At 52.1% G+C, this 25,670-nt stretch carries 23 protein-coding genes; 3 read left to right on the top strand and 20 right to left on the bottom strand.

Features of this window, described 5'->3' with window-relative positions:
• Window positions 1–117: 117 nt before the first annotated feature.
• From gctB to TY09_RS08150, 11 genes are all read right to left on the bottom strand, one after another.
• The gene (gctB, locus tag TY09_RS08200) at window positions 118–915 is read right to left on the bottom strand and encodes a glutaconate CoA-transferase subunit B (protein WP_020074510.1); all 798 of its coding nucleotides are present in this window, start codon (window positions 913–915) and stop codon (window positions 118–120) included.
• Window positions 915–1,889 (bottom strand): glutaconate CoA-transferase subunit A, encoded by a 975-nt coding sequence (gene gctA / locus TY09_RS08195; protein ID WP_020074511.1) that lies wholly within the window; start codon window positions 1,887–1,889, stop codon window positions 915–917. Before gctA ends, gctB begins: the two co-directional genes overlap by 1 nt.
• A 193-nt stretch (window positions 1,890–2,082) precedes the next feature.
• The gene (locus TY09_RS08190; RefSeq protein ID WP_009065316.1) at window positions 2,083–3,102 is read right to left on the bottom strand and encodes an electron transfer flavoprotein subunit alpha/FixB family protein; all 1,020 of its coding nucleotides are present in this window, start codon (window positions 3,100–3,102) and stop codon (window positions 2,083–2,085) included.
• A gap of 20 nt (window positions 3,103–3,122) precedes the next feature.
• Window positions 3,123–3,902 (bottom strand): electron transfer flavoprotein subunit beta/FixA family protein, encoded by a 780-nt coding sequence (locus TY09_RS08185; protein ID WP_009065307.1) that lies wholly within the window; start codon window positions 3,900–3,902, stop codon window positions 3,123–3,125.
• A gap of 13 nt (window positions 3,903–3,915) precedes the next feature.
• Window positions 3,916–5,055 carry an acyl-CoA dehydrogenase gene (locus tag TY09_RS08180; RefSeq protein ID WP_009065290.1) on the bottom strand — a complete coding sequence of 380 codons (1,140 nt, stop codon included), beginning with the start codon at window positions 5,053–5,055 and terminating at the stop codon, window positions 3,916–3,918.
• Between the two features lie 33 nt (window positions 5,056–5,088).
• Complete coding sequence (locus tag TY09_RS08175) at window positions 5,089–5,871, bottom strand: enoyl-CoA hydratase-related protein (protein ID WP_042432974.1); 783 nt, start codon at window positions 5,869–5,871, stop codon at window positions 5,089–5,091.
• A gap of 56 nt (window positions 5,872–5,927) precedes the next feature.
• Entirely contained in the window at window positions 5,928–7,226 is a 1,299-nt protein-coding gene (locus TY09_RS08170) for an acetyl-CoA hydrolase/transferase family protein (RefSeq protein WP_042432971.1), read from the bottom strand.
• Between the two features lie 270 nt (window positions 7,227–7,496).
• On the bottom strand, window positions 7,497–9,272 hold the full coding sequence (locus tag TY09_RS08165; RefSeq protein WP_042432969.1) for an acyl-CoA carboxylase subunit beta: 1,776 nt from the start codon (window positions 9,270–9,272) through the stop codon (window positions 7,497–7,499).
• Window positions 9,273–9,642: 370 nt separating this feature from the next.
• On the bottom strand, window positions 9,643–10,101 hold the full coding sequence (locus tag TY09_RS08160) for an acyl-CoA carboxylase biotin carboxyl carrier protein subunit (RefSeq protein WP_042432966.1): 459 nt from the start codon (window positions 10,099–10,101) through the stop codon (window positions 9,643–9,645).
• 56 nt (window positions 10,102–10,157) lie between these two features.
• On the bottom strand, window positions 10,158–10,409 hold the full coding sequence (locus TY09_RS08155; RefSeq protein ID WP_009065298.1) for a hypothetical protein: 252 nt from the start codon (window positions 10,407–10,409) through the stop codon (window positions 10,158–10,160).
• A gap of 153 nt (window positions 10,410–10,562) precedes the next feature.
• A complete protein-coding gene (locus tag TY09_RS08150) occupies window positions 10,563–11,315 on the bottom strand; it encodes an IclR family transcriptional regulator (protein WP_009065352.1) in 753 nt (250 codons plus the stop codon).
• A gap of 393 nt (window positions 11,316–11,708) precedes the next feature.
• Here TY09_RS08150 and TY09_RS08145 point away from each other — a divergent pair, with 393 nt between their 5' ends.
• Together TY09_RS08145 and TY09_RS08140 are read left to right on the top strand one after the other, a co-directional pair.
• Complete coding sequence (locus TY09_RS08145; protein WP_042432963.1) at window positions 11,709–12,893, top strand: acetyl-CoA C-acetyltransferase; 1,185 nt, start codon at window positions 11,709–11,711, stop codon at window positions 12,891–12,893.
• A 316-nt stretch (window positions 12,894–13,209) separates the two neighbouring features.
• Window positions 13,210–14,043, top strand: a complete 834-nt coding sequence (locus tag TY09_RS08140) for a 3-hydroxyacyl-CoA dehydrogenase NAD-binding domain-containing protein (RefSeq protein WP_042432960.1) — start codon at window positions 13,210–13,212, stop codon at window positions 14,041–14,043.
• Window positions 14,044–15,014: 971 nt separating this feature from the next.
• Here TY09_RS08140 and TY09_RS08135 read toward each other — a convergent pair.
• The 8 genes from TY09_RS08135 to TY09_RS08100 form a co-directional block, all read right to left on the bottom strand.
• The gene (locus TY09_RS08135; protein ID WP_009065281.1) at window positions 15,015–15,860 is read right to left on the bottom strand and encodes a response regulator; all 846 of its coding nucleotides are present in this window, start codon (window positions 15,858–15,860) and stop codon (window positions 15,015–15,017) included.
• Entirely contained in the window at window positions 15,857–17,146 is a 1,290-nt protein-coding gene (locus tag TY09_RS08130) for a sensor histidine kinase (protein ID WP_042432956.1), read from the bottom strand. The genes TY09_RS08135 and TY09_RS08130 overlap by 4 nt, the downstream gene beginning before the upstream one ends.
• A gap of 480 nt (window positions 17,147–17,626) precedes the next feature.
• Window positions 17,627–18,592 carry a hydroxyacid dehydrogenase gene (locus tag TY09_RS08125; protein WP_042432953.1) on the bottom strand — a complete coding sequence of 322 codons (966 nt, stop codon included), beginning with the start codon at window positions 18,590–18,592 and terminating at the stop codon, window positions 17,627–17,629.
• 104 nt (window positions 18,593–18,696) lie between these two features.
• Window positions 18,697–20,046 carry an NADP-specific glutamate dehydrogenase gene (gene gdhA, locus TY09_RS08120; RefSeq protein ID WP_009065277.1) on the bottom strand — a complete coding sequence of 450 codons (1,350 nt, stop codon included), beginning with the start codon at window positions 20,044–20,046 and terminating at the stop codon, window positions 18,697–18,699.
• A gap of 321 nt (window positions 20,047–20,367) precedes the next feature.
• On the bottom strand, window positions 20,368–21,624 hold the full coding sequence (locus TY09_RS08115; RefSeq protein ID WP_009065370.1) for a sodium/glutamate symporter: 1,257 nt from the start codon (window positions 21,622–21,624) through the stop codon (window positions 20,368–20,370).
• 413 nt (window positions 21,625–22,037) lie between these two features.
• Window positions 22,038–22,835: a glutamate racemase gene (murI, locus tag TY09_RS08110; protein WP_009065264.1), complete on the bottom strand. Its 798-nt coding sequence runs from the start codon at window positions 22,833–22,835 to the stop codon at window positions 22,038–22,040.
• Between the two features lie 801 nt (window positions 22,836–23,636).
• Window positions 23,637–24,026 (bottom strand): PH domain-containing protein, encoded by a 390-nt coding sequence (locus TY09_RS08105; protein ID WP_009065308.1) that lies wholly within the window; start codon window positions 24,024–24,026, stop codon window positions 23,637–23,639.
• Window positions 24,027–24,041: 15 nt separating this feature from the next.
• The gene (locus tag TY09_RS08100) at window positions 24,042–24,554 is read right to left on the bottom strand and encodes a pyridoxamine 5'-phosphate oxidase family protein (protein ID WP_042432950.1); all 513 of its coding nucleotides are present in this window, start codon (window positions 24,552–24,554) and stop codon (window positions 24,042–24,044) included.
• Between the two features lie 218 nt (window positions 24,555–24,772).
• Here TY09_RS08100 and dcd point away from each other — a divergent pair, with 218 nt between their 5' ends.
• The gene (gene dcd, locus TY09_RS08095; RefSeq protein WP_042432947.1) at window positions 24,773–25,303 is read left to right on the top strand and encodes a dCTP deaminase; all 531 of its coding nucleotides are present in this window, start codon (window positions 24,773–24,775) and stop codon (window positions 25,301–25,303) included.
• A gap of 108 nt (window positions 25,304–25,411) precedes the next feature.
• On the opposite strand, the gene TY09_RS18745 is transcribed toward dcd, so the two are convergent.
• Window positions 25,412–25,670, bottom strand: a 259-nt coding sequence (locus TY09_RS18745; protein WP_042432944.1) for a hypothetical protein, incomplete at its 5' end; no start/stop codon positions are given.

Raw genomic sequence — 25,670 nt, 5'->3', positions numbered from 1 at the left:
GGTATCGGCATTTCAAGCCGAATCGGCCTGAAACCGCCAAACAGTCGAACCCCCTGCGCCGCCGGCGGAGCCTCAAACAAAGCTCCGCCGCGTGCAAGGAATGAATATCAACGATAATTACTCTTTGGGAACTTTGATGAAGACCTGGCCGGGATCGATCTCTTCGCGGATCGCCTTGATGACTTCCGGAGAGGGCGGAGCCAGCAGCTCTGCTCTGGAGGTGTCAATCTCAAAGCCGGTATTCTCTACGATCTCCTCAATGGAGGAGGACTCGTAGTAACCCGCCAGATACATTCTCTTGGTCTTCTCGTCAAACTTCATAACGCCCTTGTCGGTAACAACCATCAGCGGGCCGCGGTTCTGGGGCAGACCTGCCTTCTTGCGTCCGTCGGGGCCGCCGGTCATCCAGCCGGGGCTGGTAATGTAATCGATCTTCTCAGTGAAGCGGCGCTTTTCGTGCTGCATCATGAGAACGGTATTGACATACGTTGCAATACCGTTCGCTCCGCCGGAGCCGGAGAAACGGGTCTTCGGATGATGGTAATCGCCCATGGAGGTGGAGTTGACATTGCCGTAAGGGTCAATTTCAGCGCCGCCGATGAAGGCGATCATTCTGTCTCTGTTCTTGAGCCACTCGTTGGCCTGGAAGCCAATGTAGCGAACCGGAGGCCACTGCACCGCGCAGTGCGCCATAAAGCGGCAGTCACCGACAGAGGTGGGAACCTGAACGGGATCGCAGTCGATCAGGCCGCTCTCAACAATGAGTGTGCAGCCGGGGGAAAATATCTTCTTGGCAACAGTTGCGCCGATGAGAGGAAGACCTGTTCCAACAATCGCGATATGATCGTTGGTGATCGCGCGGGCAATCGTAATTGCCTGCATTTCTTTGTTGGTGTAATTCGTGTAGTTAGCCATTACTTCTTCTCCTCCTTCGCCTGTGCCGTCATATCAACATGGTAGCCGAGACCCGGAACAACCTTGAGGTTGGCCAGCCTGGCGCCGCCTACCTTGTTGAGGTAGTCCTCGTGTGTCGGGGTGGAGAATACCCACTCCTGGCAGAAAGCGTCGAACGCTTCCTGTGTTTTGGAGGCAACATCGTATTCTTTATAATATTTGGAATCGTAGTCATAGTAGTCGTAGCACTGGGACGGATGCGCACCGTGCGGGGCATGAACAACGGCATCCACGCAGAAGCCGGGGATGGTGTTCGCGTTGGGATCGCGGCGGATATACTCATCGGAAACCAGCTCTTCGCAGGTAACAATGACCTTCTTCGCAGCGCCCGCAATATCGGTATCCTGGAACTCGTCGCCCAGAATGCGGCAGGTTCCGTCGGGGGAAGCCATCTGCACATGAATGACGGCAACGTCAATCTCCGGCACAGGCAGGAGCAGCAGCTTCTCTTCGGGGTTCATGGGATTCTGCTCAATGACGAACTTTTCATCGGGCAGCTTGTCAATGGTCTTTCTGATCTCTTTGGAAATGCCCCACTTATCGGCAAGGCCGGTACCCATCATCAGGCGGCTGGGAACATAGGGGAATCCCAGAGCAGCGGCATGGAACATCAGCATAACAGCATCCTGTGAGTAGTCCTCAAAAAGAATGTCGCCGTTTTCAATCGCCGCGCGGAACCGTCTGGATACGTTGGTATAGCCGGAGTTTGCGGTGTAGCAGTTGATGTACGCCTTGACGCGTCCACAGCCGATGAGCAGATCCGCGTCACCGCCGTTGGCACCCGCATTCAAAATAAAGTCCTTTTTCCCTTGTCTGAGGATTTCATGGACGGCGGCAAAGGGTTTTCTGTTAGTGGTGAAGCCACCGATTGCGATACTGTCACCGTCGTTTACGAATTTGGCTACTGCTTCAGATAGCGTATACACTTTTCCCACGGTAAAACCTCCAATATAAGTATGATGGATGGAATCGGCTGGCAGAACCGGTCGGCTCCATCTGAAAAAAAGCAATTTTCAGCGCAGCAGCGCGCGCAGATTCGCATCGGGCCGGGGAAAGCCCGCGCGGCGGCGCGGAAGCCTCGAGATGCAAAAATCCTTGCGCGCTGCCGTACTGAGAGCCTAAAATAAATCAGGCGTTGCTTTTTTCTTCCTTAGCTTTTCTTACCTGCTCTGTGAACAGCGGCAGGATTTTCATCACGTCACCCACAACGCCGTAGTCCGCCACCTCAAAGATGGGAGCGCTGGGATCTTTGTTGATCGCGATGATCACATCGGACTCTTCCATGCCAGCCAAGTGCTGAATGGCGCCGGAAATGCCGCAGGCAATATACAGGTTCGGGCGAACCGTTTTACCGGTCTGGCCAACCTGGCGGTCTTTCTCAACCCAGCCTGCGTCAACCGCAGTACGGGAGGAGGAAACTGTGCCGCCCAGAACTTCTGCCAGATCCTCGAGGAGCTTGAAATTCTCGGGGCCGCCCATGCCGCGTCCGCCGGAAACCAAAACGTTGGCTTCCTGAATGTCCATCTTCTCGCTGACCTTCTTGATCACTTCAACCACTTCCACGTTGACATGCTCGGCCAGATCCGGAACAGAGAAAGTATCTACCACCGGGTGAGCGTTGTCTACGGGAGTCAGGCGCTGCATAACGCCGGGGCGAACGGTCGCCATCTGGGGACGGAAGTCCGCGCAGGCGATGGTCGCCATGATGTTGCCGCCGAATGCGGGGCGGGTCATCAGCAGGTTGCCGGTACCCTCTTCGATTTCCAGCGAGGTGCAGTCGGCGGTCAGGCCGGTGTGTACTCTGGCGGAAATACGGGGAGCCAGGTCACGGCCGATGGCGGTTGCGCCATACAGAACGATCTCAGGCTGATATTTTTTCACGATTTCGGTAATAACATGCGCATAAGGCTCGGTGGTATAAGTTTCCAGAATCGGATCCTCCGCGATGACAACGCGGTCCGCGCCATAACGGCCCAGCTGCTCCGGCAGATGGCCGATTTTGTTACCCAGAACAACGGCGGTAACTTCTGTGTTCAGATCTTTGGCCAAAGCTTTGCTTTTGCCGATCAGCTCCAGCGCAACGTTGGACAGTTTTCCGTCCACCTGCTGGGCAAATACGAATATTCCCTTATATGCTTCGTTACTCATAATTCCTCACCACTTTCCTACTACAGAATGAATTTTTCACGCAGACGGTCGGTCAGCCAGTTCGCTGACTCTTCGGGCTCCATCGTTACAACGGTGCCCTGTCCTTTAACAGCCTTGGTAAAGGACTTCTTCACGCGGGTGGGAGAACCCTTCAGGCCGATGTTGCTGTCGTCAACATCGAGGTCGGCTCTGTGCCACTCGGTGATTTCTTTCTGGAAGGCGTCGAAAATGCCGCCGGGAGTCATATAGCGGGGTTCATTCATTTCGGCCAAAGCGGTAATCAGGCAGGGAGTTTTGACGCGAATGATGTGATAGCGGTCTTCATACTGGCGCTTTACCTTGAGGGTATCGCCTTCCACCCACAGCTCTTCCGCATAGCTGACGTTGGGCAGGCCGAGGTGCTCGGCGATCTGCGGGCCAACCTGTGCGGTATCGCCGTCGATGGCCTGACGGCCGGTGATGATGAGATCATAATCCAGCTTTGCAATCGCAGAAGCCAGAGTGGAAGAAGTAGCCCAGGTGTCAGCGCCGCCGAATGCGCGGTCGGTCACGAGGATCGCTTCATCAGCGCCCATTGCCAGAGCCTCGCGCAGAGCGATGGCCGCCTGGGGCGGGCCCATGGTCAGAACGGTAACATGCGCGCCGACCTGGTCTTTCAAACGGAGGGCAGCCTCAAGGCCAGCCTTGTCGTCCGGATTGATAATGCTGGGAACGCCTTCACGAATCAGGGTTCCTGTCGCCTGGTCCAGCTTTACCTCATTGGTATCCGGAACCTGCTTGATGCTTACAACGATATTCACTGCGTGCCCCCCCTTATTTCAAAAGCGCGTTGGAAATAACCATGCGCTGCACTTCACTGGTGCCTTCATAAATTTCGGTGATCTTCGCGTCGCGCATCATGCGCTCCACGGGATACTCTCTGGTGTAGCCGTAGCCGCCGAACAGCTGTACGCACTCGGTGGTAACCGCCATAGCGGTTTCTGCCGCAAACAACTTCGCCATAGCAGCCTCAGTAGAGAACTTCGCGCCAGCCTGCTTGAGCATCGCCGCACGGTAAACGAGCAGCTGCGCAGCGTCAATCTTCGTCTTCATGTCTGCAATACGGAACTGAGTGTTCTGGAACGCAGCGATGGAACGGCCAAACTGCTTTCTCTCTTTGACATACTTGATCGTCTCGTCCAAAGCGCCCTCGGCGATGCCCAGTGCCTGTGCGGCGATGCCGATACGGCCGCCGTCCAGCGTAGTCATGGCAACGGAAAAGCCCTTGCCCTCCTGGCCCAGCAGGTTCTCTTTGGGAACGATGCAGTTCTCAAATACCAGCTCAGTGGTAGCGGAGCCGCGGATACCCATCTTCTTCTCCTTTTTGCCGATGGAGAAGCCCGGGAATTCCTTCTCTACGATAAACGCGGAAATGCCCTTCACGCCCTTGGACTTATCGGTCATGGCGAACACGACATAAATGTCGGCTACGCCGCCGTTGGTGATGAAAATCTTGCTGCCGTTGAGGACATAGTGGTCACCGTCCAGCACAGCCTTGGTCTGCTGGCCGGAAGCATCGGTGCCCGCGCCGGGCTCGGTCAGACCGAACGCGCCGATCTTTTTGCCGGAAGCAAGCGGTACCAGATATTTTTCCTTCTGCTCTTTGGTGCCGTACTTGTAGATCGGGTCAGCACAAAGAGAGGTGTGTGCGGAAACGATAACGCCCGTTGTGCCGCAAACCTTGGAAAGCTCTTCTACGCACATGATGTAGGTCAGAACATCGCAGCCCTGGCCGCCGAGCTCTTTCGGATACGGAATGCCGAAAAAGCCGTACTTCTTCATTTTTTCAACAGTCTCTGCCGGAAAGCGCTCTTCCTCATCAATGTCGTGAGCTAAGGGCTTTACTTCCTTTTCTGCAAAGGCCGCGAACATTTCCCGAGCCATCGACTGCTCGTTGTTCAGCTCAAAATTCATATCGATCCCCCTGATTTTTAATTGTTGAAAGATTTATTTGCCAACGAACGGCGCGGGCTTACGTTTCTCCACAAACGCGCCCATCGCTTCCCGCTGATCCTGGGTTTCAAAACAATCGCCAAAGTATTTTGCCTCCAGCTCGGCAGCCTCCCACAAACCAAGGCCAACGCTCTCGTTCATGGCGCGCTTTGCATTCTGCACAGCCACCGGAGCGTTTGCGGCGATCTTCAGCGCCAGCTCTTCCGCTTTTGCAAGCAGCTCTTCGGGCGCGTACACCGCATTGACCAGGCCGATTGCGAGAGCCTCTTCAGCCTTCACTCTGCCGGCGGTAAATACCAGTTCCTTCGCTTTGCCGGGGCCGATTGCCCTGGCAAGCTTCTGCATGCCGCCCCAACCGGGAGTGATGCCAAGGCCCACCTCGGGAAGCGCGAACACCGCTTTTTCAGACGCAAGGCGGATATCGCACGCGAGAGAAAGCTCGCAGCCGCCGCCCAGAGCAAAGCCGTTGACCGCCGCGATCACAGGGGCGGGGAACTGCTCTACCAGATGATAAATCCTGTCGCCGAGCAGGCCGAATTCTTCACCCTGCGGCTTTGTCAGATTGCGCATTTCGCCAATGTCTGCACCGGCTACGAAAGCCTTCTCACCGGCTCCGGTGATGATCAGGCAGCGGATACCGCTTTGCTTCGCCTGCTCCAGTGCTTGTTCCAGATCCTTCATAACCTCCAGGTTTACCGCGTTGAGCGCCTGGGGCCGGTTCATGGTCAGAATCCCGATGAGATTGTCATGCTTTGTTTCAAATGTAACCAGACTCATCTGTGTCCCTCCTGACTGTTCCCTGCGGCATTCGGCAGGGCCTCTTGTTTTTCTTCTTAATATTTTGTATGGAAACGCTTTTCGAATTCCTCTTTCAAGGAATCACGGAAATCCGGGTGGGCAATCTCAATCAGGCTGCGCGCTCTGTCACGCATCGTGTGTCCGCGCAGCTCCGCGATTCCGTACTCCGTCACAACATACTGAACGTCGTTGCGGGAGGTGGTTACCGCCGACCACAGATCGATAAACGGCACGATTTTGGAAACCTTGCCGCCCGCCGCCGTGGAATTCATCGCCAGAATCGAACGCCCGCCGCGGCTCATGGAAGCGCCGCGGATGAAGTCGATCTGCCCGCCCACGCCGCTGATCTGCACCGGCCCGATACTTTCGGATACCACCTGGCCCAGCAGGTCGATCTGTACGCAGGAGTTGATCGACACCAGATTGTCGTTCTTCGCGATGACAACAGGGTCATTGACATAATTGACGGGGTACATTTCCACCGCCGGATTGTTATGAACATAATCGTACAGACGCCGTGTGCCCATCAGGAAGGTTGCAACGCTCTTCCCTTTGTGCAGCGTCTTTTTGGAATTGTTGATCACGCCGGCTTCCACCAGCTCGACCACGCCGTCCGAGAACATTTCCGTATGGATACCGAGATCCTTTTTCTCTTTGAGGAACAGGAGCACTGCGTCCGGAATCGCACCGATTCCCAGCTGCAGGGTATCTCCATCCTTGATCAGCTCGGCGCAGTGGCCGCCGATCTTCTTTTCAATCTCGGTAATTTTGGGGGCGCCAAGTTCGAGAATCGGATCGTTGCACTCCACAATGCAGTCTATCTCGCTCACATGAATGAAGCAGTCGCCCAGCGTGCGGGGCATATTCTCATTCACCTGCGCGATGACCAGCTTTGCCACTTCCGCGGCATGCTTTTCGTAGTCCACCGTTACACCGTAGCTGCAATAGCCGTGCTCGTCGGGGGCGGAAACGTGGATCAAAGCCACATCCACCGGCAGAGTGGTATCGAACAGCTCAGGCACCTTGTGGAAAAAGCAGGGCGTATAGTCGCCGATGCCCGCCTCAATAGTGGCCCGGGTCGAGCCTCCTACAAAAATGGAGTTGTGGATAAAGTGCCCTTCCATCTCCGGCGCAGCGTATGGTGCTTTTGCCAAAGGTACCATGTGGGCAATTTCTACGTTCTTCAGATCGTCTTTTCGCGCAACCAGTGCATTGATCAAATGAACCGGCGCGCCCGCCGCGTTGGGTGTTACGACTCTGTCGCCGGAACGAACGCGGGCCACCGCTTCCTCTGCGGTCATTTTTCGCTGCGCGTACAGATCTTTCCAATCCATATTTTAGCTCCTCATCCAAAAGATAATGCTGTGCCCGGATAACCGGCCGCCTGATGCGGCCCGCCCCGAGCTCCCGGTGCTCCGGAAATATTCTCCGACGGCGTGAAGCGTCGCTTCCTCGCCGGGGCCCGGCCTGTTCAGCCGGGAATCAAGGAAAATCCCGGCGCACTCCCTTCATCAACTTGTAAGGGTGGATACCACACTGTTTGATTGACTGGGCGATGCGCCGGAATCCCGATTCACGATTTCCTGCCTCAGGCGGAAACCGAATTATTTTTCAACTGCCTGTGCAAATACGTTGTTGTAATCGCGGATCGCTCTGGGCAGAAGCATCTGATGGAACGCGCAGAACGAACGCGGATTCTGGTAAGCCGATTCAGCAAACGCAATCACGTACTCTCTGATCTTGGTCAGCTCGATGATCTCATCCAGGAAGCCGTGCTGAGCGCAGAACAGCGGGCCGGACTTCACGCGGTATTCCTCGATCATCTCGTTCATCTTGTCGATGGTGGGCTTCAGATCCTTGCCGGCCTTGGCATCTTTCACCAGGCGGCGGGAATACATAGCGGCAGCGGCGGTTTCGCCGTGCATAACGTTCACTTCGCTGGCAGCGGTGCCCAGAGTAAAGGCGTTGGTATCGTTGCCCTGCGGGCCGCCCATGACATAGTGGGCAGCAGCGGTGCTCTTTCTCAGAGTGATTTCAATCTGCGGCACCTTAGAAGACTGGATGGAATAAATCAGAGACTGGCCAAGGCCGAGCAACTCTGCCTTTTCCGCGTCGTTGCCGACGTCGATACCGGTGGTATCCTGGAACCAGACGATGGGCAGGCGGTCTCTGCCACACAGGGTAACGAACTCGTTCATCTTGATCAGACCCTGGCGATACAGCTTTCCGCCGACGCCGACGCTGTTCTCTTTATACTCGGGGTAGTTCATCAGGATGCCCTGATAGTTCGCGATGACACCAACCAGCAGGCCGTTTACCTTGGCGATACCGGTGATGATCTCGGGGCCGTAGCCCTTCTTGTACTCGTCGAACTGGCTGCCGTCGAAGATGCGGCCAAGAATGTTCTCTACATTGTAGGGGCGCTTGGTGTTCATCGTCAGGATGCTGTACAGCTCGCTGGGCTCAAAGTTGGGCTCCTGCGGGTAATCCACACGGAAGAACTCCGGATTGTACGCCGGGATATCATCCATATACTTCTGAATCGCTTCGAGAACGCCCATTTCCTCGGTGTAAGCCTCACGGAAGAAGCCTGTCTCACCGTAGTGAATTGCAACGTTTCCGGGCGGGTCGTTCACCTGCTTCTTGGTTGCCTCGATCAGCGCCTGAGCCGCCTCTTCATCCACATAGCCCTTCGGGTTCATGCCGCCCACGATGCCGGCGCCGCCGACTGCCATGTTGGCTTTCTCATGAGCGATCAGAATGGTGGGGCTGATGCTGTGGTATCCGCCGCCGGCCGGATTGGTGCCGTAGATGCCTACGATGACCGGAATGCCGTTCTGCTGCAGATCCGCGTTGCGGAAGAAGGGAGTGCCGCCGCCGCGGCGGTTTGCGTATACCTTCTCCTGCTCGTCGAGCTTAACGCCGGAGCAGTTCAGGATGTAGACGAGCGGGACATTCAGGCATTTCGCGGTATCGGAACCACGGAGCAGATTGTCCGCCTGGCCTGCGACCCAAGCGCCGGCCAGCTTTTTGTTATCGGAAGCGATGATCATCGCCCATTTGCCGCGGATTTTGCCCAGGCCCTTGATGATGCCGGTACTGCCGGTAGAGTTGCTCTCCGGATCATACAGGCTGTTCAGGGGCAGGAACGAACCGGGATCTACCAGAGCCTCAATACGGTCGGTAGCGGTCATCTGGCCGGACTGATGCAGGGATTCGTCGGAACGGCCGCTTTCGCGCATTTCGGCAATCTTATCTGCGATTTCCTTTTCTACTTTGCGGAATTCTTCTTCGTTTTCCGCGTTCACCTGGGGGTTTGCCGAACCAATAATCGGCATATTTTTAAAGTACGAGGGCATTGAGTAACCGTGCTCAGCCATTGACAGGTGCCTCCTTTTTCAAATAAGAATAATTTGGACTGTAAAAGGCAGAATTTATTTGCAGTTACCGAAAAAAACAGAAAAAATCGAAAAAATACAGCGAAATAGCTGATTTGTTAATTTTTGGACAAGCCACCTACGCTTACTGTATATTCTAACACAGAAACTCCGGTTTGCCAAGCTGTATTTTCAGGAAACGCACAAATCCGCCTCTGTTTGCAACCTCATAAAACCCGCTGAAAAGCCCGCACTGGATTCTTCCGTGAATCATCCACATCTTAGAATGCATTCCACGATAAGAACCTGCGAGCCGTTACTTCAGCGCAAGCCGGATCACTCCGGCAGCAAATATAAAACTGAGGGGGGAGAATCAGCCAACAATAGCCAGCTGATCGTTGGACTGTACCGCATCGCCCTTGTTGACGGAAATGCTCTTCACAGTACCGTCGCAGGGAGCAACGATCTCGTTTTCCATCTTCATCGCCTCGAGGACGAACAGGGTATCGCCAGCTTTGACTGCCTGACCTTCGGAAACCTTTACCTGCAGGATGGTTCCGGGCATGGGGCAGTTAACGGAGGTGTCCCCAGCCGCCGCTGCTGCGGGAGCCTTCTTGGGAGCGGGAGCTGCTGCAGGGGCAGGAGCTGCTGCGGGAGCGGGAGCCGGAGCCGCCGCTACGGGGGCCGGAGCTGCTACGGGAGCCGCTACCGGGGCCGGAGCCGCCTGAAGCTCACCAGTGTAGATTCCTCTGGGAATCGGTTTGTAAGCGGAGGGAGCGCGCTCCACATCCACCTCATATGCTTTGCCATTGACTCTTGCCAAGTATTTCATAATCGGTCTCTCCTATCACAACATAATTCTTTTGAAACAACGGATGCTCTCTTGTGTTAACACTCTCTGATGCTGTTAAACTGCAGCTGATCCAGCGGAATCTGCAAATCCTCGCTGATTGTGGCCATAATAACCGCATAAATCTCATCTGTTCCATCGTCCACAGGCTGCGGTGCCGGTGCCACAACAGGCCTTGCTGCCAACTCTTCCACCGCAGCCTTGATCTTGGTCAGCGTTGAAAGAATAGCAATCGTCAGTATCACGGTCAGTCCTGAGAACAACAGCGGCAATAATTGCTCAACTGGCATGCTCTAAATCCCCCCTCTTGGTTTCCCGTATTATGAAATTCATTTCATTTTTTGGAATTTTCTCAATAAATGATAGCATCAATTGAATTGTGTGTCAATAAAAAAACAAGACATTGATTTTTTATTTTAAATAAAAATGGCAGTGGATTATTGTCATTTTTGGACAAACCCTAATAAAGTAGATAACTGGGCTGCATGCTGCTTTACGAGTACTTTGAACTCCTCTTCCTGCGCTCTGGAGGTGCGGGATTGCGGGGCGATCAGACCGATGGAAGCGACCGCTTTGCCGTTCATATCGAACACCGGCGCACCGATCCCCACTGCATCTGGAATATATTCCCCACGGGAAATTGCAACCCCTTCCTCGCGTATGCGCAGCAGACTGCTCAAAAGCTTCTTTTCTTCTTCCGGAGTAAATCCCGGCTCATCGCGCAGATGCTCCTGAATATAGCCGCGAATGAAGCTATCCGACTGAAAGGCCAGCAGAGCACGCCGGCTGCCGCCGTAGTGCAGGTCCACCTCGTTGCCGAAGCGCTCGATCACCTTCAGGGGATTCGGGCCCTCTACTTTTTCGAGTACCATGCCCCTATAGCCGGATATAATAATCAGGAAAACATCTTCCTTAGTGATTTTCATCAGGTCCTTCAGCACAGGCTTCGCGGAATCACTCAGCCGCAGCCGTCTTGTCGCCGCCATTCCCAGCGGAATCAGGGCAGTACCCAGCCGATAAAGATGTGTTTTGGGGTCGCGAGACACATAGTTCGCGCTGCAAAAGGTCTGCAAAATCCGGTGGACCGTGCTAGACGGCAGGCCGGACATCTGCGACAGCTCTGCAAGCGAACAGGATTTATCTGCTTTTCGCAGGTGCTCGAGAACCTCCATTGCACGTATCAAGCTTTGTACCATTTCAATACCTCCTCTTTTATGATAATGAATCGTTTCTGGTTGGTTTTTCACGATTTCCAAATCATTTTGCTCAAAATACGGTTATCATCATACAAGATAATTTCACAATATGCAATTGTTCTTTTACCAAGCTCAAGCAAAATATTCCCCCTGCGTCTAGAAAACGACAAAAATACTAAAAAAGCAAAATTCATTTTGTTAAAAAAACCAGTCAGACGGCCCTTGTGTTTTGGTCTGGATAGTGAGATAATAGGTATGAATTGATTCCATGATTCAGAATGAATTCCTTATTGTGAAATGTTTGGCAGGTGTCTTTGATTTCAAAATCCGCAGTGCATTCTTGGTTTTGCGGCGGAGTGACCCCACCAAAAAATTTAGGAGGTTAGCACCATTATGGCAACAGAAATCGTATTGGCAGGTGCCGTTAGAACGGCAGTTGGTAAATTCGGAGGAAGCCTTGTCGGCGTACCGGCGCCTCGCCTTGGCGCATTTGTAATTGAGCAGGCTTTGAAAAGAGCCGGCATTAAAGGTTCTGACGTAGATGAAGTCCTCATGGGCTGCGTTATCCAGGCTGGCCTGGGCCAGAACGTGGTTCGCCAGGCTGCTATTTTTGCAGGTCTGCCGCAGGAGGTTCCCGCGCTGACCCTGAACCAGGTTTGCGGCTCTGGTCTGCAGAGCGTGAACGTTGCTGCTTCCCGCATCCGTGCCGGTGAAGCGGACGTCGTCATCGCCGGTGGTATGGAAAACATGTCCGCTGCTCCCTATGCGCTGCAGCAGGCTCGCTTCGGCTACCGCATGAACAACAACAAGATCGTTGATACCATGGTAAACGATGCCCTGTGGGATGCGTTCAACGACTACCACATGGGTGTAACCGCGGAAAACGTGGCAAGGAAATATGGCATTACCCGCGAAATGCAGGATGAATTTGCTGCATGGAGCCAGAATAAATGTGAAGCCGCACAGAAGGCCGGCAAGTTCGACGCCGAAATCGCTCCGCTGGAGATTCCCGGCAAAAAGGGCGCTGTAACGGTATTCTCTACCGACGAGCAGGCTCGCGCAGGTGTAACGGTTGAGGGCATCAGCGGCCTGAAGCCCGCATTCCTGAAGGACGGCACTGTTACCGCCGCGAATGCTTCCGGCATTAATGACGGCGCTGCCGCTGTGATCGTTATGAGCGCCGAAAAGGCGAAAGAACTGGGCGTAAAACCCATCGCCAGATGGGTTGGCGGCTCCTGGGCCGGTGTAGACCCGGCAATCATGGGCATTGGACCTGCCTTCTCCACCCAGAAGCTGCTCACAAAGCTCAACATGGGCATCGACGAGATGGAAGTCATCGAAGCCAACGAAGCATTTGCCGCACAGGCTCTGGCCGTAGGCATGGAGCTGAAGTGGAACAAAGAGAAGGTCAACCCGAACGGCGGCGCGATCGCGATCGGCCATCCCGTTGGCGCTTCCGGCTGCCGTATCCTCTGCACCCTGCTGTATGAGCTGCAGCGCCGCGGCGGCGGTAAGGGCCTTGCCACTCTGTGCGTAGGCGGCGGCATGGGCGTTTCCACCATCGTGGAAGCCTTATAATTTAAGAATCTGTAAGGAACCAAACATTTCATTCTCAAGCGGCAAGCATATCTCCGCTTCCAGTTTGAAGGTTCTTTCAGCCGTCGGCAGCTTGCTGCCGTTCACGGCGTGAGGTTCTTAATAAATCACTGTTCGGTCAAGCGTCCCGCGCGGAGCAATCCGCCCGGGCGCTCCCGTTTCATTTGGTTCGAATGGTTCTCCGCCGCCCGGGCGGGTTTCGCCCGGCTCCGAAGCACCTGTTATCTGCCCGAGGGAGACACGCCAGTACAACGGCTGCCCGCGGGAGGAGAAATGATAGAAACAGGAGGTCATTCACATGAAAGTTGGCGTAATCGGCGCCGGAACCATGGGCTCCGGTATTGCTCAGGCTTTCGCCGTCACAGAGGGCTACGAGGTCGTTCTGTGCGACATTCAGGAAAGCTTTGCTGAAAATGGCAAAAAGAAAATTCAGGCGAATTTGGAAAAGCTTGTTTCCAAAGGAAAGATGGAAGAAGCGAAGAAGGATGCAATCCTCTCGAAAATCACCACCGGCCTGAAAGAAAAGGTTGCAGACTGCGACCTGGTTGTGGAAGCTGCGATTGAAAATATGCAGGCCAAACGCGAGCTGTTCCTGGCCCTGCAGAGCATCTGCAAAAAGGAGACCATCTTCTCCACCAATACATCCTCTCTGTCCGTAACAGAGCTGTCCTCCAAGCTGGACCGCCCCGTGATCGGCATGCACTTCTTCAACCCGGCCCCTGTCATGAAGCTGATTGAAATCGTAGTCGGCCTGAACACTCCGCAGGATCTGGTTGACCGCATTTCTGAAATTGCCAAGGAAATTGGCAAGACCCCGGTTATCGCGAAGGATGCCGCAGGCTTTATTGTAAACCGCATCCTGGTTCCGATGATCAACGAAGCAATTGGTATTTACGCAGACGGCACCGCCTCTGCCGAAGATATTGACACCGCAATGCAGCTGGGCGCAAACCACCCCATGGGCCCGCTGGCTCTGGGCGATTTGATCGGCCTGGACATTTGCCTTGCGATCATGGAGGTTCTCCAGTCCGAGACTGGCGACACCAAATACCGCCCGCATCCCTTGCTGCGTAAAATGGTTCGCGGCGGCGTGCTGGGAAGAAAAACCGGCAAAGGTTTCTATACCTATTAATTTGATTTCACCATGCTAACTGAAGAAAACCCAGGCATTTCCATTCTCCGTTGGAAGTGCCTGGGTTTTCTAATTGTGTGGCGAACTCCCTCTGATATTCTATATTATAATGAAAAGGGAAAAGCCGGCAGGCTGAGCCCGCACACTGGTCGCGAGGCAGCGCGACAGGCTGAGCCTGCCTATAGGTCGCGAGGCAGCGCGGAGAAAAGCTTCCGCTTCGCGCTCCATTCGTCGCGTGTGCGCTGACTGTTTTCACGCGAAAACAGCCTTCTATCATAAAATCATTGTATTTGTCTTTATGGACTCTCCGTGTGACTTCCGCTGGCGCAGCCTTTCTCCTAAGGTCAAGGTGGGCCTCTTTCTTGCAAAAAGAAGCAACGATTCGTCAAGACACCGCCTTTGGTCGTTTGAAGTGGAGGCCAAGGAGGGAAAGGCCCGAAATTCCCCTTAGAGGGTCTTTGCCTGATGCCGCCTTTCCGCGAAATCAAGTGTCTGCTCTGATACGAAGGGCAAGCTAGCGCCAGCGAAAAAACACGGCGGAGCCGTACAAAAAACTGCGAGCCAACGAGAGCGCTCTGAAAATGCCCGCCGACAGACGAGACTGCTAAGCTTATTTCTTGATAGATCCTGGAGAGTGGGTATTTTCATTGGAGCGACGCCTTACGGCCAACTTTTGTTTGCACCGTCGGGAATCGTTCCCCAAGCGGATTCCAAAGGGGTCCTTTGGCGAGCCTTTGCTTAACGCCGCCTCGTAGCGAAAGGAAAGTGTCCGCCCCGGCATGAGAGCAGAACCCCTGCGGCGGAACACCCGCAGGCAAACTGCGCCGGCACGCGCGTCGCGGGAAATCCCGCAGAAAGAATCTCTTCGCGCGCGAACGAAAGGCTTCCGCTTCAATAAAAACACTTCTCACAGAAGCAAAGACAAATAATATAGCAGAAGCGCCGCCCGATCAGGACAGCGCTTTTCTTCGTTATTGATCCATAAATACCAGCAGACCGTTAATAAACTTTTTAATGTTGATCTTTCCGCCGGAGGAACGCTTGCCGCGGATAAAATCCATCTCTGTCTTGATGCCCTCAAACGAGAACAGGGTGCTGGAATACCGTGTAAAGGTATCGTTCATAAAATCCTCAATGCCCAGATTGGCCAGATTCGACATACCCTTTGCAATCGCACGGCGAATTCGCTGCTCCATGCTTTTCGGATTATCGCTCAGTATCTCGCACAGCTTGCCGATGTTCTCTTCGGCCATACTGGTTTTTTCATGATCATACAGATACTGGCAAACGGTGATGATGTCTTTAGAGCCCTTTTCACCGGACATGCCAAGCTGATTGAGAATATACTGCAGCCTGCGCACTGGGGTGTCCTTGTCATCCTTTTCTGCAGCTGGGGCGGCGCCCATATCCACCTGAAACATCTTGCGGATATTTGACAGCGTCTGTTCCATCTGAATCTGCCGGGTAATGTTCTCAATCACCCGCTTGATCTCAATCACATTGATCGGCTTGCTGATAAAAAAGTCTACCCCTGCGTTGTAGGCCTTCATGATCAATTCTTTGTTCGAAACCTGCGAGATCATGATGCACTTGGCAGTGCTGCCCATTTCGCGCAGAGCCGATACCACCTGGATCCCATCCACATTGGGCATCAGGAAATCCACCAGCACCACATCGGGATTCAGCGCCATAATCTCTGCCGGGTTGGGGGCCTTGCCCTCCGAATCGCCGCACACGCTGCCCAGATTATGGCTTTCAATAATATCTTCCAGATTATTGATCACCGACAAATCGTCTTCTACAATATAAAAATTCATACAATTTCTTCCTCCAGCATTTCCGCGGGGATCATTACACGGAATTCCGTTCCAACCCCAAGCTCTGATTTCACTTCTATGGAACCGTGGAATTTTTCCTCTACCGTCATCTGTACCCCGGACAGACCTACCCCTCGATAGATATTCCCCGTTTCTTCATCAAACTTTGTGGAAAATCCCATTTGAAAGATGCGGTCCATATCTTTCTTCGGAATTCCGGGCCCATTATCGGTTACTGTAAACCAAAACTGATCGCCCTGCTTCTCTACAGAAACAAGAATCCAGCCTTTTTGTCCTTTTTTCTCAATCGCTTCGATGCCGTTATTCACCAGGTTCATCAAGACCAGCATCAGCGCGTAGTGATCGCAGGTGACAAACTCATCCTTCACCTGAAAATCCAGCTGAATATCGAGTCTGCGGGCCTCCAGCAGGCGGTAGGTGGATTCCTTTAGTATTTGCAGCAGATCGCGAATCCCCATCTCTTCTTCGCTGTACTGCTCGTCAATCTCTTTTTGTATTCCCTGCATGATGCGGATATAATCCTTTTTGATTTCGTGGACATCGCGGGCGATCGAAAGCGCCGTTTTCTTCAGCTCCGACTGTAAATCCATTCCCGACAGCTTCTCATACAGGCGATAGGCATTGCTCATCGCCGACTCGATTTCATCGGTATTCTTCTCCATGAAGTACACTTCATTTTTCAGCCGCGTCGTCATCAGGTACAAGCGCTGATAGCGGTTTTCGTGTTCCATTTTCTTCATAAGAGCACGATAATTCTGCTCACCAAGCAGAATAGAACCCGCGATAATCGTACGAACTACCGCGATTCCAAATAGATAAAAGTACACCTGTGTATCAAGGCTGTTGTACCGCATGCTTGTACGCAGCCCGACTTCAAAAATATTGGCGCAGAAATCGCTGAGCACCATCCCAACGATCATCCGCTGAAACGGAATCGTGTGCTTGTTTTTAATGAAAACCGAAAACAGCAATCCATAGGCCACATAAAACAGACCGCCGATCAGTGCAACCGTCACATTGTCCTGCAGCTGCGCAATCCCCGAGCTGATCAGGAACAGACGCACCACAAACACCATCGCGCCGGTCACACAGCCAATCGCCGCGGAATTCTGATCCTTGGCAATCGTCATGAGTAAAACAGGAAACAAGATGACAGCCGCTGAAATACGAAAGTTATCCGTAAAGAAATTAAAATACAACTGAGAGGAAAAAGTCACGATAACCGCAATCAGCAATGCGTGCTTCCAGTGTTTTAAATCATTCATTTCCTCTCCCCTTACCGCAATAATATGTCTCCCTCTCTTTGCCTATATTCCGCCCAGCCCAGCCGGTACCGCACACCTGTGCAGATCCGTTTTGAGCACAGGGGAAAGCGTTTCTCCAAAAAAGATAATATCCCTCAAAAAGCCTTTCTCATTCTTTATTTCAATTATACCATAGCTTTTTGTAAAATCAACTATGTTGAAAGAGATGCTGAAAAAGCGTGACTTTTTATGTATTTTTCCGTATTTCATAAAGTGATTTTTAACAAAAAACGGGATTTCATTTATGATATCTTCCAAATTACCACTTGCATTTTTATGTATTTTTTTGCGGGATTTTATTCAAAAGAATATTAAAATCCCGCCCTGTTTCATCGTGGGAAAATTTCATCCGACAGACAGGCGAAATGGGCTTTCAGGATGCCTAAAAGGGTCTTGGAAAGACATCTCCCGTATTCAAAGCGAATACGGGAGGGAGTAAAGTCAGTCAATTTTGTTGCCCGGGAAAGTGATGGGTTTTCCGTTCATAACCTCCATAATGCCGCGTGCAGCGGTGGTACAGCAGCGCACAACCGCCTGACGGGTGGTTGCGGCAGTGTGCGGAGTCATGATCACGTTGTCCATCTCAAGCATCGGATTGGTGTATTCGATCGGTTCTTTATCGAACACGTCCAGACCGGCGCCTAGGATTAAGCCTTCCTGCAGAGCCTTAATCAGATCGGCTTCCACGACAACGTCGCCGCGGCTGCAGTTAATGAAGAAAGCCTTCGGCTTCATTTTCTGGAAAGCGGCATAATTGATGCTGCCACGGGTAGAGGGGAGAGAGGGCAGATTCAGGCTGATAAAGTCAGCCCTGGCCAGCACGTCGTCTCTGTTCTCCAGCAGCTTGACGGGCGCCTTCATGCTCTCCTGCCTGGCATAGGGGTCGTAGCCGATGACGTTCATGCCAAAGCCCAGAGCAGCCTTGTTGGCGATGATCTGACCAATGCGGCCGCAGCCCAGAATGCCGAGTGTCAGGCCTTCCAGCTCAAAGGTATCCTGCAGGGTATAGCGAACATCAAAGTTGCCGCTGCGGAATTCACGGTCAACGTGTTTGTAGCGGCGGGCAGCCATCAGCATCAGCATTATCACATGCTCTGCGACAGAGTTGTAATTCCCCAGAGGCGCATAAACCACCTGAATGCCCTTCTTTGTGGCATATTCCACATTAATATTGTCCAGACCCACGCCATGCTTCGCAATGACCTTTAAGTTCGGGGAAGCGTCCATCATCGCGGGGGTAACAATTTCGGTACGGCACATAATCGCATCTACCTGATGCTCCCGGATCTCTTTGATGAAAACATCCTCAGAGTGTCCGCCGGCTACGATGATCTCCGCGCCGTCATCCCACAAAATTTGCTTGCCGGAAACATCCAGTTCCTTTAGAAACAGTACCTTATACTTCATGGCCTATGCTCTCCTTGTATCCTTATCATTGCAAACAGAAGAAATAGGCGGGCGTATACAACGCCCGCCTATCTAAAAACAACTTGGAAAAACCTTGATTTTGTTTAGAAAATGCCCTGAGCCAGCATAGCGTCGGCAACCTTTTTGAAGCCAGCGATGTTCGCGCCAGCTACCAGGTTGTAGCCAAGGCCAAACTCTTCTGCAGCAGCAACAGACGCATCATGAATGTTCTTCATGATCTGATGCAGCTTCTGGTCAACCTCTTCCTCAGTCCAAGACAGTCTCTCGCTGTTCTGGGACATCTCCAGACCGGAAACCGCAACGCCGCCGGCGTTAACAGCCTTGGAAGGAGCAACGATCATGTTCTTCTGGCCCATCAGATATACCAGAGCATCGTTGGTGGTGGGCATGTTGGCAACTTCGATATAGTATTTGATGCCATTGGCAACGATCTTCTTTGCTTCGTCCATGTTGATGTCATTCTGCGTAGCGCAGGGAAGAACGATATCAACCTTACGGCCCCACGGCTTCTCGCCCGGGAAGAATTCTACGCCAAACTTGTCGGCATAATCCTGAACCTTGTCACGGCCGCTGGAACGCATATCGAGCATGAAGTTGATCTTCTCGTCGGTTACAATGCCATCGGGATCGTATACATAGCCGTCAGGACCGGAAATAGTAACAGCCTTGCCGCCCAATTCCGCAATCTTCTTCACAGCGCCCCAAGCCACGTTGCCGAAACCGGAAACTGCGAAGGTCTTGTCTTTAATGGAATCATTTTCATGCTTCAGAACTTCGTTTACATAGTAGATAGCGCCATAGCCGGTAGCCTCAGGGCGAATCAAGCTGCCGCCGAAGGAACGGCCCTTACCGGTGATAACACCGTTCTCGAAAGCGCCACGGATACGGCGATACTGGCCATACATGTAGGCAACTTCTCTTCCGCCTACGCCCAAGTCGCCGGCGGGAACGTCGATGTCGGGACCAATGTGGCGATACAGCTCAGTCATAAAGGACTGGCAGAAGCGCATGATCTCAGCGTCGCTCTTACCGCGGGGATCGAAGTCGGAACCGCCCTTAGCGCCGCCCATGGGCAGAGTGGTCAGGCTGTTCTTAAAGGTCTGCTCAAAGCCCAAGAACTTGATGACAGACAGGGTTACGGAAGGAGCAAAACGCAGGCCGCCCTTGTAGGGTCCGATTGCTCCGTTGTACTGTACACGGTAGCCGCGGTTTACGTTTACCTTACCGGCATCGTCAACCCATGCTACACGGAACTCAATGGTGCGCTCGGGCTCAACCATTCTCTCCAGCAGGCCGGCCTTCTCATACTCGGGGTGGGCATCCACCACGGGAGCCAGGGAAGAGAGAACCTCTTCAACAGTCTGAAGGAATTCAGGTTCATTGGCGTTCTTTTTCTTGGTTTCTTCCAACACTCTTTCAACATACGCGTTCATAACAAAGACCTCCATAAAAAAATTTTTCTCTAAAAATAGGGAAAATTTACGTAAATATACAAAAAGGATTCGCAAGCTCTGGGTTCAGCGCACGCACTTCTCCCGCAAAAGCTTTTTGCCAATACCTATTTTGTCCAAAAAACGTCGCTATTTTCAGAAAACGCGAAACGGCGTTCTTCCTGAAACCACACACATCATTCAGAACGGCCGATCATCGTTTTTTCCACGCTCTGCCGCCCGGCGATTTCATCCGGGCGGCAGAACCACACACACTTTTTAGAAATTCAGATTGATCAAGCCCTTAAAGTTTAAGGAATCAGATCACGGAGTCCACCAGTTGAGGAATCCGGTGATAACCGCCGCGTTGACGAAGTCGATGAACAGACCGCCAACCATGGGGATTACGAAATAAGCTTCTCTTGCGGGACCATACTGCTTGGTGATCGCCTGCATGTTCGCCATCGCGTTGGAAGTAGCGCCCATCGCGAAGCCGATGAAGCCGGCGGTCTGTACCGCAGCATTGTAGTTCTTGCCCATTACGTTGAACACTACATAGTAGGAGAACAGATACATCAGGACGATCTGAGCCAGCAGAGCAACGATCAGAGGCAGTGCCAGGTCGACCAGCTGCCACAGCTTGAGGCTCATCATAGCCATTGCGAGGAACAGGTTCAGGGAAAGTCCGCCGACCGTGTCGATCTCTTCGCCCGGGAACTTCTTGCCTCTTGCGTCGTTAATGTTGCGCATGCAAGCTGCAACCAACATCGCGCCGATATATCCGGGGAGTGTAATGCCAGTAGCCGCCTTCAAGCCGACAGAAACGAGCTGGCCGATACCGATCGCAACTGCGAGGAGCATTGCTGCATGAGTAAAGGCACCGCCGGTGGTGGTAAAGGTCTCGCCGTCTTCGCCGCCCTCAAGAGCCGCTTCAGTGGATTTCAGGTTGAACTGCTTGATTCTTCTGTAAGCAGTGGGGCCGCCCATGATGGAGCCCATTACCAGGCCGAAAACAGCCGCGGTAACGCCTACGATGGTACCTGTGCCGCCCATGTTGTAGCCGCCCTGATCAAAGGGAGCATCCATGGTTGCACCGAACGCAGCCGCCGTGCCGGGGCCGCCGATCAGCGCGGTGGAACCTGCCGCAACGCCGAGTCTGGGATCCTGACCAAACGCAGCCATCAGTCCGCCGCCCAGGAAGTTCTGCAGGAATGTCATCACGGTTGCCAGCAACAGCATGATAATGATGTTTTTACCGCCGCTCTTCAGAATCGGAATGCTGACCGTGAAACCGACGGTGCAGAAGAATACCAACATAAAGAAGGACTGCAGCGTGTCGTTAAACGAAATGGTCAACACACCGCTTGCGGTGAGAGCCGTATTCACGATGGCGAAATACAAACCGCCTACCAGAGGCGCGGGGATACATTTTTCTCTCAGGAAACGAACCTTGTCAACTGTCCAGTTACCAAGCCAAAACAAGAGTGCCGCAAGACCTGCCGCCAGGTACATGTTTAGGCCAATTGTAGTCATACCGGCATCGTTCGTGCCGATATCAATGACTCCTTTTAAAACGCCCATAAACTATCTCCTCCTACAACAATAGAAATTTGGTTGTCTGTAAGTATGACATCGCGATGTCAAAATGCTACAGAAAAATACAATAACGTCAAAAATTTAATAAAAAATATTTGGCGCCGGAGCAAATACCATCCAACATGAACAAATCACGGGCTTGTTTCCCGTTATTCTGCCAAAAAAGTCTTGTTGGAGCCACTCCATTCGTTGTCAATCCGGTGGTTTTTTACGAGCACCACCCGCTCTGTACCGACCCTATTCCCGCTGTCGCTGTAAAGATACGGCAGTGCCGTTTCAGCGATGGAATACGGAATGAAGGCCGCGCACATTCTTACCTGCCGCGAAAGCTCATCTTATGTACAAAAAGCTTTCTGATTCTGCTCTCTCTATAAAACAGAACGGAATACAAATTCTTTTTACAGAGCGATATGAGCTGTGGAAGTAGGCTCTTTCATCCCAATCCGCTTCGCAACCTGGACGTAAACCTCCGGGTCACCCGAAGTGCAAATCGTAAAGCTGCCTTCTCCCTCCTGGGCCAGGGAATCCTTTTCCGTCAAGTAGTCGCGAACGACATTGGCCTGTTCAAGGGCCGGATTAATGAAGGAAAGCTCAGGGTAGCACTCTTCGAAGTTCTTTCCTATAATAGGATAATGCGTACACCCCAAAATGACGTGCTGAATCTGAGGATCTCTGGACAGGATGTTGTCGATCTGGGTACGGATCTCGGTGTTGATGTCGTCCTGGTTGAAGTCACCTCTGTCAACCAGCCCCGCCAGCAGCGGACTGCCCTTGCCGGTCACCTGAACCTCCGGATCAAGCTGATGGATCAGCTTATCGTAGTTGCCGGTCGAAACGGTGAATTCCGTAGCGATCAGACCCACCCTTTTGATTCCTGAACGCACAACATATGCAGCAGAAGGAGCCACAATGCCAATGATCTTAAAATCAAAGTCCGGTGTAAGTATGTCGACAAGAGTTGAAATGGTGTTGCAGGCAATCGCGACGACCTTTACCCCACGGTCGCCCAAAAAACGGAGCATTTTGCGGCTCAGCTCTGCGATCTCCTGCGCCGATCTGTTCCCGTAAGGGCAATTGGCACTATCGCCAAAATACAGGATGTCCTCATGCGGCAGGATACGCTGAATTTCTTTCGCAACCGTAAGCCCGCCAATGCCGGAATCCATTACCCCAATGGAACCCTCTAAGATTGACATAACAGCCTCCTTTTTCCCGCCGGGCAGTTGCCTGTCCGGGCTGTCAAATAAATTCACGACCCTATTATAGTGCATTTGTTCTGCAAAGGCAATAGGCTGAAAACGGCGACCAGCGGTGGATTTCCGCCCTATTTGTCCTCCTGTAGAGGACATGTGTAAAGTTCTTTTTTAAAATAAAAACCTTTCTTATTTTTCACCCCTTTGAAGCTCTTTTTTCTTTCTTTCCACTATCCCTTGTACCCTTTAGGGAGGGATTATCCTTTCTGGAGCCATGCCGCCCTCCTCACGGCATGAGCCAAGCTCCCTGACGCCGATCCTTTTGTCGGTCAAACTGAGAGGAGAAAAAATGCCGAAAATGCAAGAAAACTGTCCTTATCTCTTTTTATCCGTCCCAGACGCCGCACAGATGGCCGACTTATTCTAATAAAGATTAATTCCTTCCCAAATTCTGTTCATGTGTATGTAAGCCCCTATATATTGATTCCTGTCGTTTTGTAGTATTTTGAGTTAATCTGAAGTATCGAAAAATCTTGCACGTTTCTATCTACAGTGCACTGAAAAACTTCTATACAAAGGTACCAAATTGACAGCCTTCAAATTCCTCCTTCTGTCCTTGGAATAAGTACAAATAATTCCTAAAAGAAATTAAAAAAATATGAATTTTTTTTGAACTAAAAACAAACACGGACATAAATTTCAAAAAAACAAAGTATTTTTATTAGAAAATTAGGACTCTGCTTTCCGAAAAAGAAAGGCAGAATCCCAAGGCTCAGGCAGCAGTGCTGCATATTTATCAAATGTTTATTGCAAAACGTATTGTGTGATCAGATCGTACACCTGAAACAGAAGCTCCTCCATCTGGTTCTCTTTGTCCTTGAAAAAGTTCAATTCCAGAACAATCCCGCCGGAAAGCACCAGTTTGATTTCCGCATCCAGATCTAGTGTGCCGGCCGTTTCGATCGCATATGTCACGATACTGCGGTACGGCACGGAAAAATACTCGACCTTTTTACCGGTGATTCCCTGACGGTCAACGATCAAAATCCGTTTATCGGTAAACGCCGCCACATCCCGAAAGGTTTTGACGCAGAACTGGAGCTGCTCCGACGGGTGCAGAAAGCGCAGTATCTCTGGGGTAATCGGTACCTTACCGTAAAATAGAAAGGATTTATTGACAACCGCATCTGCCATTTCGTCCCTCCTTTCCTAATGTATTGCAGGCCATTCAGGCCTTTCCGGCATCGGGGGTTTCGGCTTTCTCCAACGGGCCTTGCCGCTGATCGCCTCTACCGGAATCTTCATGATTTCCATGCGGTCCACACCGCCCTCAATCTTCTTTTCTAAAAACATTCCGCCGTCCGGCAGACCGTATTTCTCACACAGCATCCGCAGTGCTTCGATCTTTTCTTCGCGGTCGGTGACAAACTCCGCCCGGCCGGTCACGATCGCGCTTTCAAAATCAGTGCTGTACTGCTCGGGATACAGCAGAGTCTGGCCGACGCACGTCACGCACACGCGGGAATCCTTTTTCAGGTTATCCAGCTTCTGGCCTTCCTTTGCCATGTGAATATAAAGCACGCGGTTTTTCACCACGTAAGAAATCGGCACTCCGTATGGCGCTCCGTCGTCTGCATTGATGGTGCAGAGCGTCGCATATTCGGCGTTCTCCAGAATCTGATACGCCTCGTCTTCCGTAATCTGTCTCTCTTTTTTTCTCATAGGACGCATACTGTGTTCTGTCCTTTCTATCTCTAAAGTCCATTTTTCAATGATGTTCTTCTGCGTGTATGATACCTTATTTTTTGGAAAAACGCAAGCTGCACCCTGCCGGGACACGCCTTGCGGCCTAGAAAACACCCGAGCTTTTCTTTACACAAAATCCGTGATGTGGTACAATAACAGCAAATACCGACCGCACAAAGGAGAGCGCTTTCGCCATGATATTATCGGGAAAAGAGATTCTAAAGCATCTGGACAAAGAAATCGTGATCGATCCGTTCGATGAAGCGAAGATGAACCCGAACAGCTATAATCTGTCCCTGCACAACGAGCTTTTGGTTTACGACACTCCGGTGCTGGACATGAAAACCCCCAATGCCGCAACGCTGATCCAGATTCCGCCGGAGGGCCTGACGCTGGCGCCGGGCCGTTTGTATCTGGGCCGCACGAAGGAATTTACAAAGACCGAAGGATTTGTCCCCATGCTGGAGGGGCGCTCTTCCATTGGGCGGCTGGGAATGTGCATTCATGCCACGGCAGGATTCGGCGACGTGGGCTTTGCGGGCTTCTGGACGCTGGAGATTTTCGTCGTACAACCTTTGGTCATCTACCCGGACGTAGAGGTCTGCCAGATTTACTATCACACGATCACCGGGGAATACGACCCATACTGCAGCGGAAAATACCAGAACAACAAAGGGATTCAGCCCAGTCTGCTGTATAAAGATTTTGAGAAGGACCAGAAATAATCGTCCGTTTACAATTTACTTAAAAAAGAAGGCCCCGAAACGGGGCCTTCTTTTTGATTGTGCGCTTTTTCATAGAACGCTTTTTATTTTTCATTATATAATAGTGCTTTACCGTGCCTGACTTATTCTTTCAGCCTTCTCTTGATCTTCCTCTTGAGAAAAGGTCCTCTTGTTTTCCACAAGGGAGAGGGAAAATGGGGAAAACTGGTCTGCATTTGTTTTTACTATGCGATCGCTCCTCTTCATCAGCAAGAATTTGTGAGAGAAAGGGGGCTTTTCTGCAAAGGGATTCCCCGCGATGTGCGTGTGTGCGCAGCTTACCTGCTGGTGTAGGGCTTGGCTCCTCAGTCTAGGAGTTTCTTCTATT

Origin of the sequence: Faecalispora jeddahensis (assembly GCF_000577335.1) — a bacterium.
In the GTDB taxonomy this organism is placed as follows: Bacteria; Bacillota; Clostridia; order Oscillospirales; family Acutalibacteraceae; genus Faecalispora; species Faecalispora jeddahensis.
This window is presented reverse-complemented; position numbering and strand designations above follow the sequence as displayed.

What these genes read in the sequence shown, in the direction of transcription:
- gctB (WP_020074510.1), bottom strand. Translation starts at nt 915, where the DNA reads ATGGCTAACTACACGAATTACACCAACAAAGAAATGCAGGCAATTACG.
- TY09_RS08190 (WP_009065316.1), bottom strand. Translation starts at nt 3,102, where the DNA reads ATGAGTAACGAAGCATATAAGGGAATATTCGTATTTGCCCAGCAGGTG.
- TY09_RS08180 (WP_009065290.1), bottom strand. Translation starts at nt 5,055, where the DNA reads ATGAATTTTGAGCTGAACAACGAGCAGTCGATGGCTCGGGAAATGTTC.
- TY09_RS08175 (WP_042432974.1), bottom strand. Translation starts at nt 5,871, where the DNA reads ATGAGTCTGGTTACATTTGAAACAAAGCATGACAATCTCATCGGGATT.
- TY09_RS08170 (WP_042432971.1), bottom strand. Translation starts at nt 7,226, where the DNA reads ATGGATTGGAAAGATCTGTACGCGCAGCGAAAAATGACCGCAGAGGAA.
- TY09_RS08165 (WP_042432969.1), bottom strand. Translation starts at nt 9,272, where the DNA reads ATGGCTGAGCACGGTTACTCAATGCCCTCGTACTTTAAAAATATGCCG.
- TY09_RS08160 (WP_042432966.1), bottom strand. Translation starts at nt 10,101, where the DNA reads ATGAAATACTTGGCAAGAGTCAATGGCAAAGCATATGAGGTGGATGTG.
- TY09_RS08155 (WP_009065298.1), bottom strand. Translation starts at nt 10,409, where the DNA reads ATGCCAGTTGAGCAATTATTGCCGCTGTTGTTCTCAGGACTGACCGTG.
- TY09_RS08150 (WP_009065352.1), bottom strand. Translation starts at nt 11,315, where the DNA reads ATGGTACAAAGCTTGATACGTGCAATGGAGGTTCTCGAGCACCTGCGA.
- TY09_RS08145 (WP_042432963.1), top strand. Translation starts at nt 11,709, where the DNA reads ATGGCAACAGAAATCGTATTGGCAGGTGCCGTTAGAACGGCAGTTGGT.
- TY09_RS08140 (WP_042432960.1), top strand. Translation starts at nt 13,210, where the DNA reads ATGAAAGTTGGCGTAATCGGCGCCGGAACCATGGGCTCCGGTATTGCT.
- TY09_RS08135 (WP_009065281.1), bottom strand. Translation starts at nt 15,860, where the DNA reads ATGAATTTTTATATTGTAGAAGACGATTTGTCGGTGATCAATAATCTG.
- TY09_RS08130 (WP_042432956.1), bottom strand. Translation starts at nt 17,146, where the DNA reads ATGAATGATTTAAAACACTGGAAGCACGCATTGCTGATTGCGGTTATC.
- TY09_RS08125 (WP_042432953.1), bottom strand. Translation starts at nt 18,592, where the DNA reads ATGAAGTATAAGGTACTGTTTCTAAAGGAACTGGATGTTTCCGGCAAG.
- gdhA (WP_009065277.1), bottom strand. Translation starts at nt 20,046, where the DNA reads ATGAACGCGTATGTTGAAAGAGTGTTGGAAGAAACCAAGAAAAAGAAC.
- TY09_RS08115 (WP_009065370.1), bottom strand. Translation starts at nt 21,624, where the DNA reads ATGGGCGTTTTAAAAGGAGTCATTGATATCGGCACGAACGATGCCGGT.
- murI (WP_009065264.1), bottom strand. Translation starts at nt 22,835, where the DNA reads ATGTCAATCTTAGAGGGTTCCATTGGGGTAATGGATTCCGGCATTGGC.
- TY09_RS08105 (WP_009065308.1), bottom strand. Translation starts at nt 24,026, where the DNA reads ATGGCAGATGCGGTTGTCAATAAATCCTTTCTATTTTACGGTAAGGTA.
- TY09_RS08100 (WP_042432950.1), bottom strand. Translation starts at nt 24,554, where the DNA reads ATGAGAAAAAAAGAGAGACAGATTACGGAAGACGAGGCGTATCAGATT.
- dcd (WP_042432947.1), top strand. Translation starts at nt 24,773, where the DNA reads ATGATATTATCGGGAAAAGAGATTCTAAAGCATCTGGACAAAGAAATC.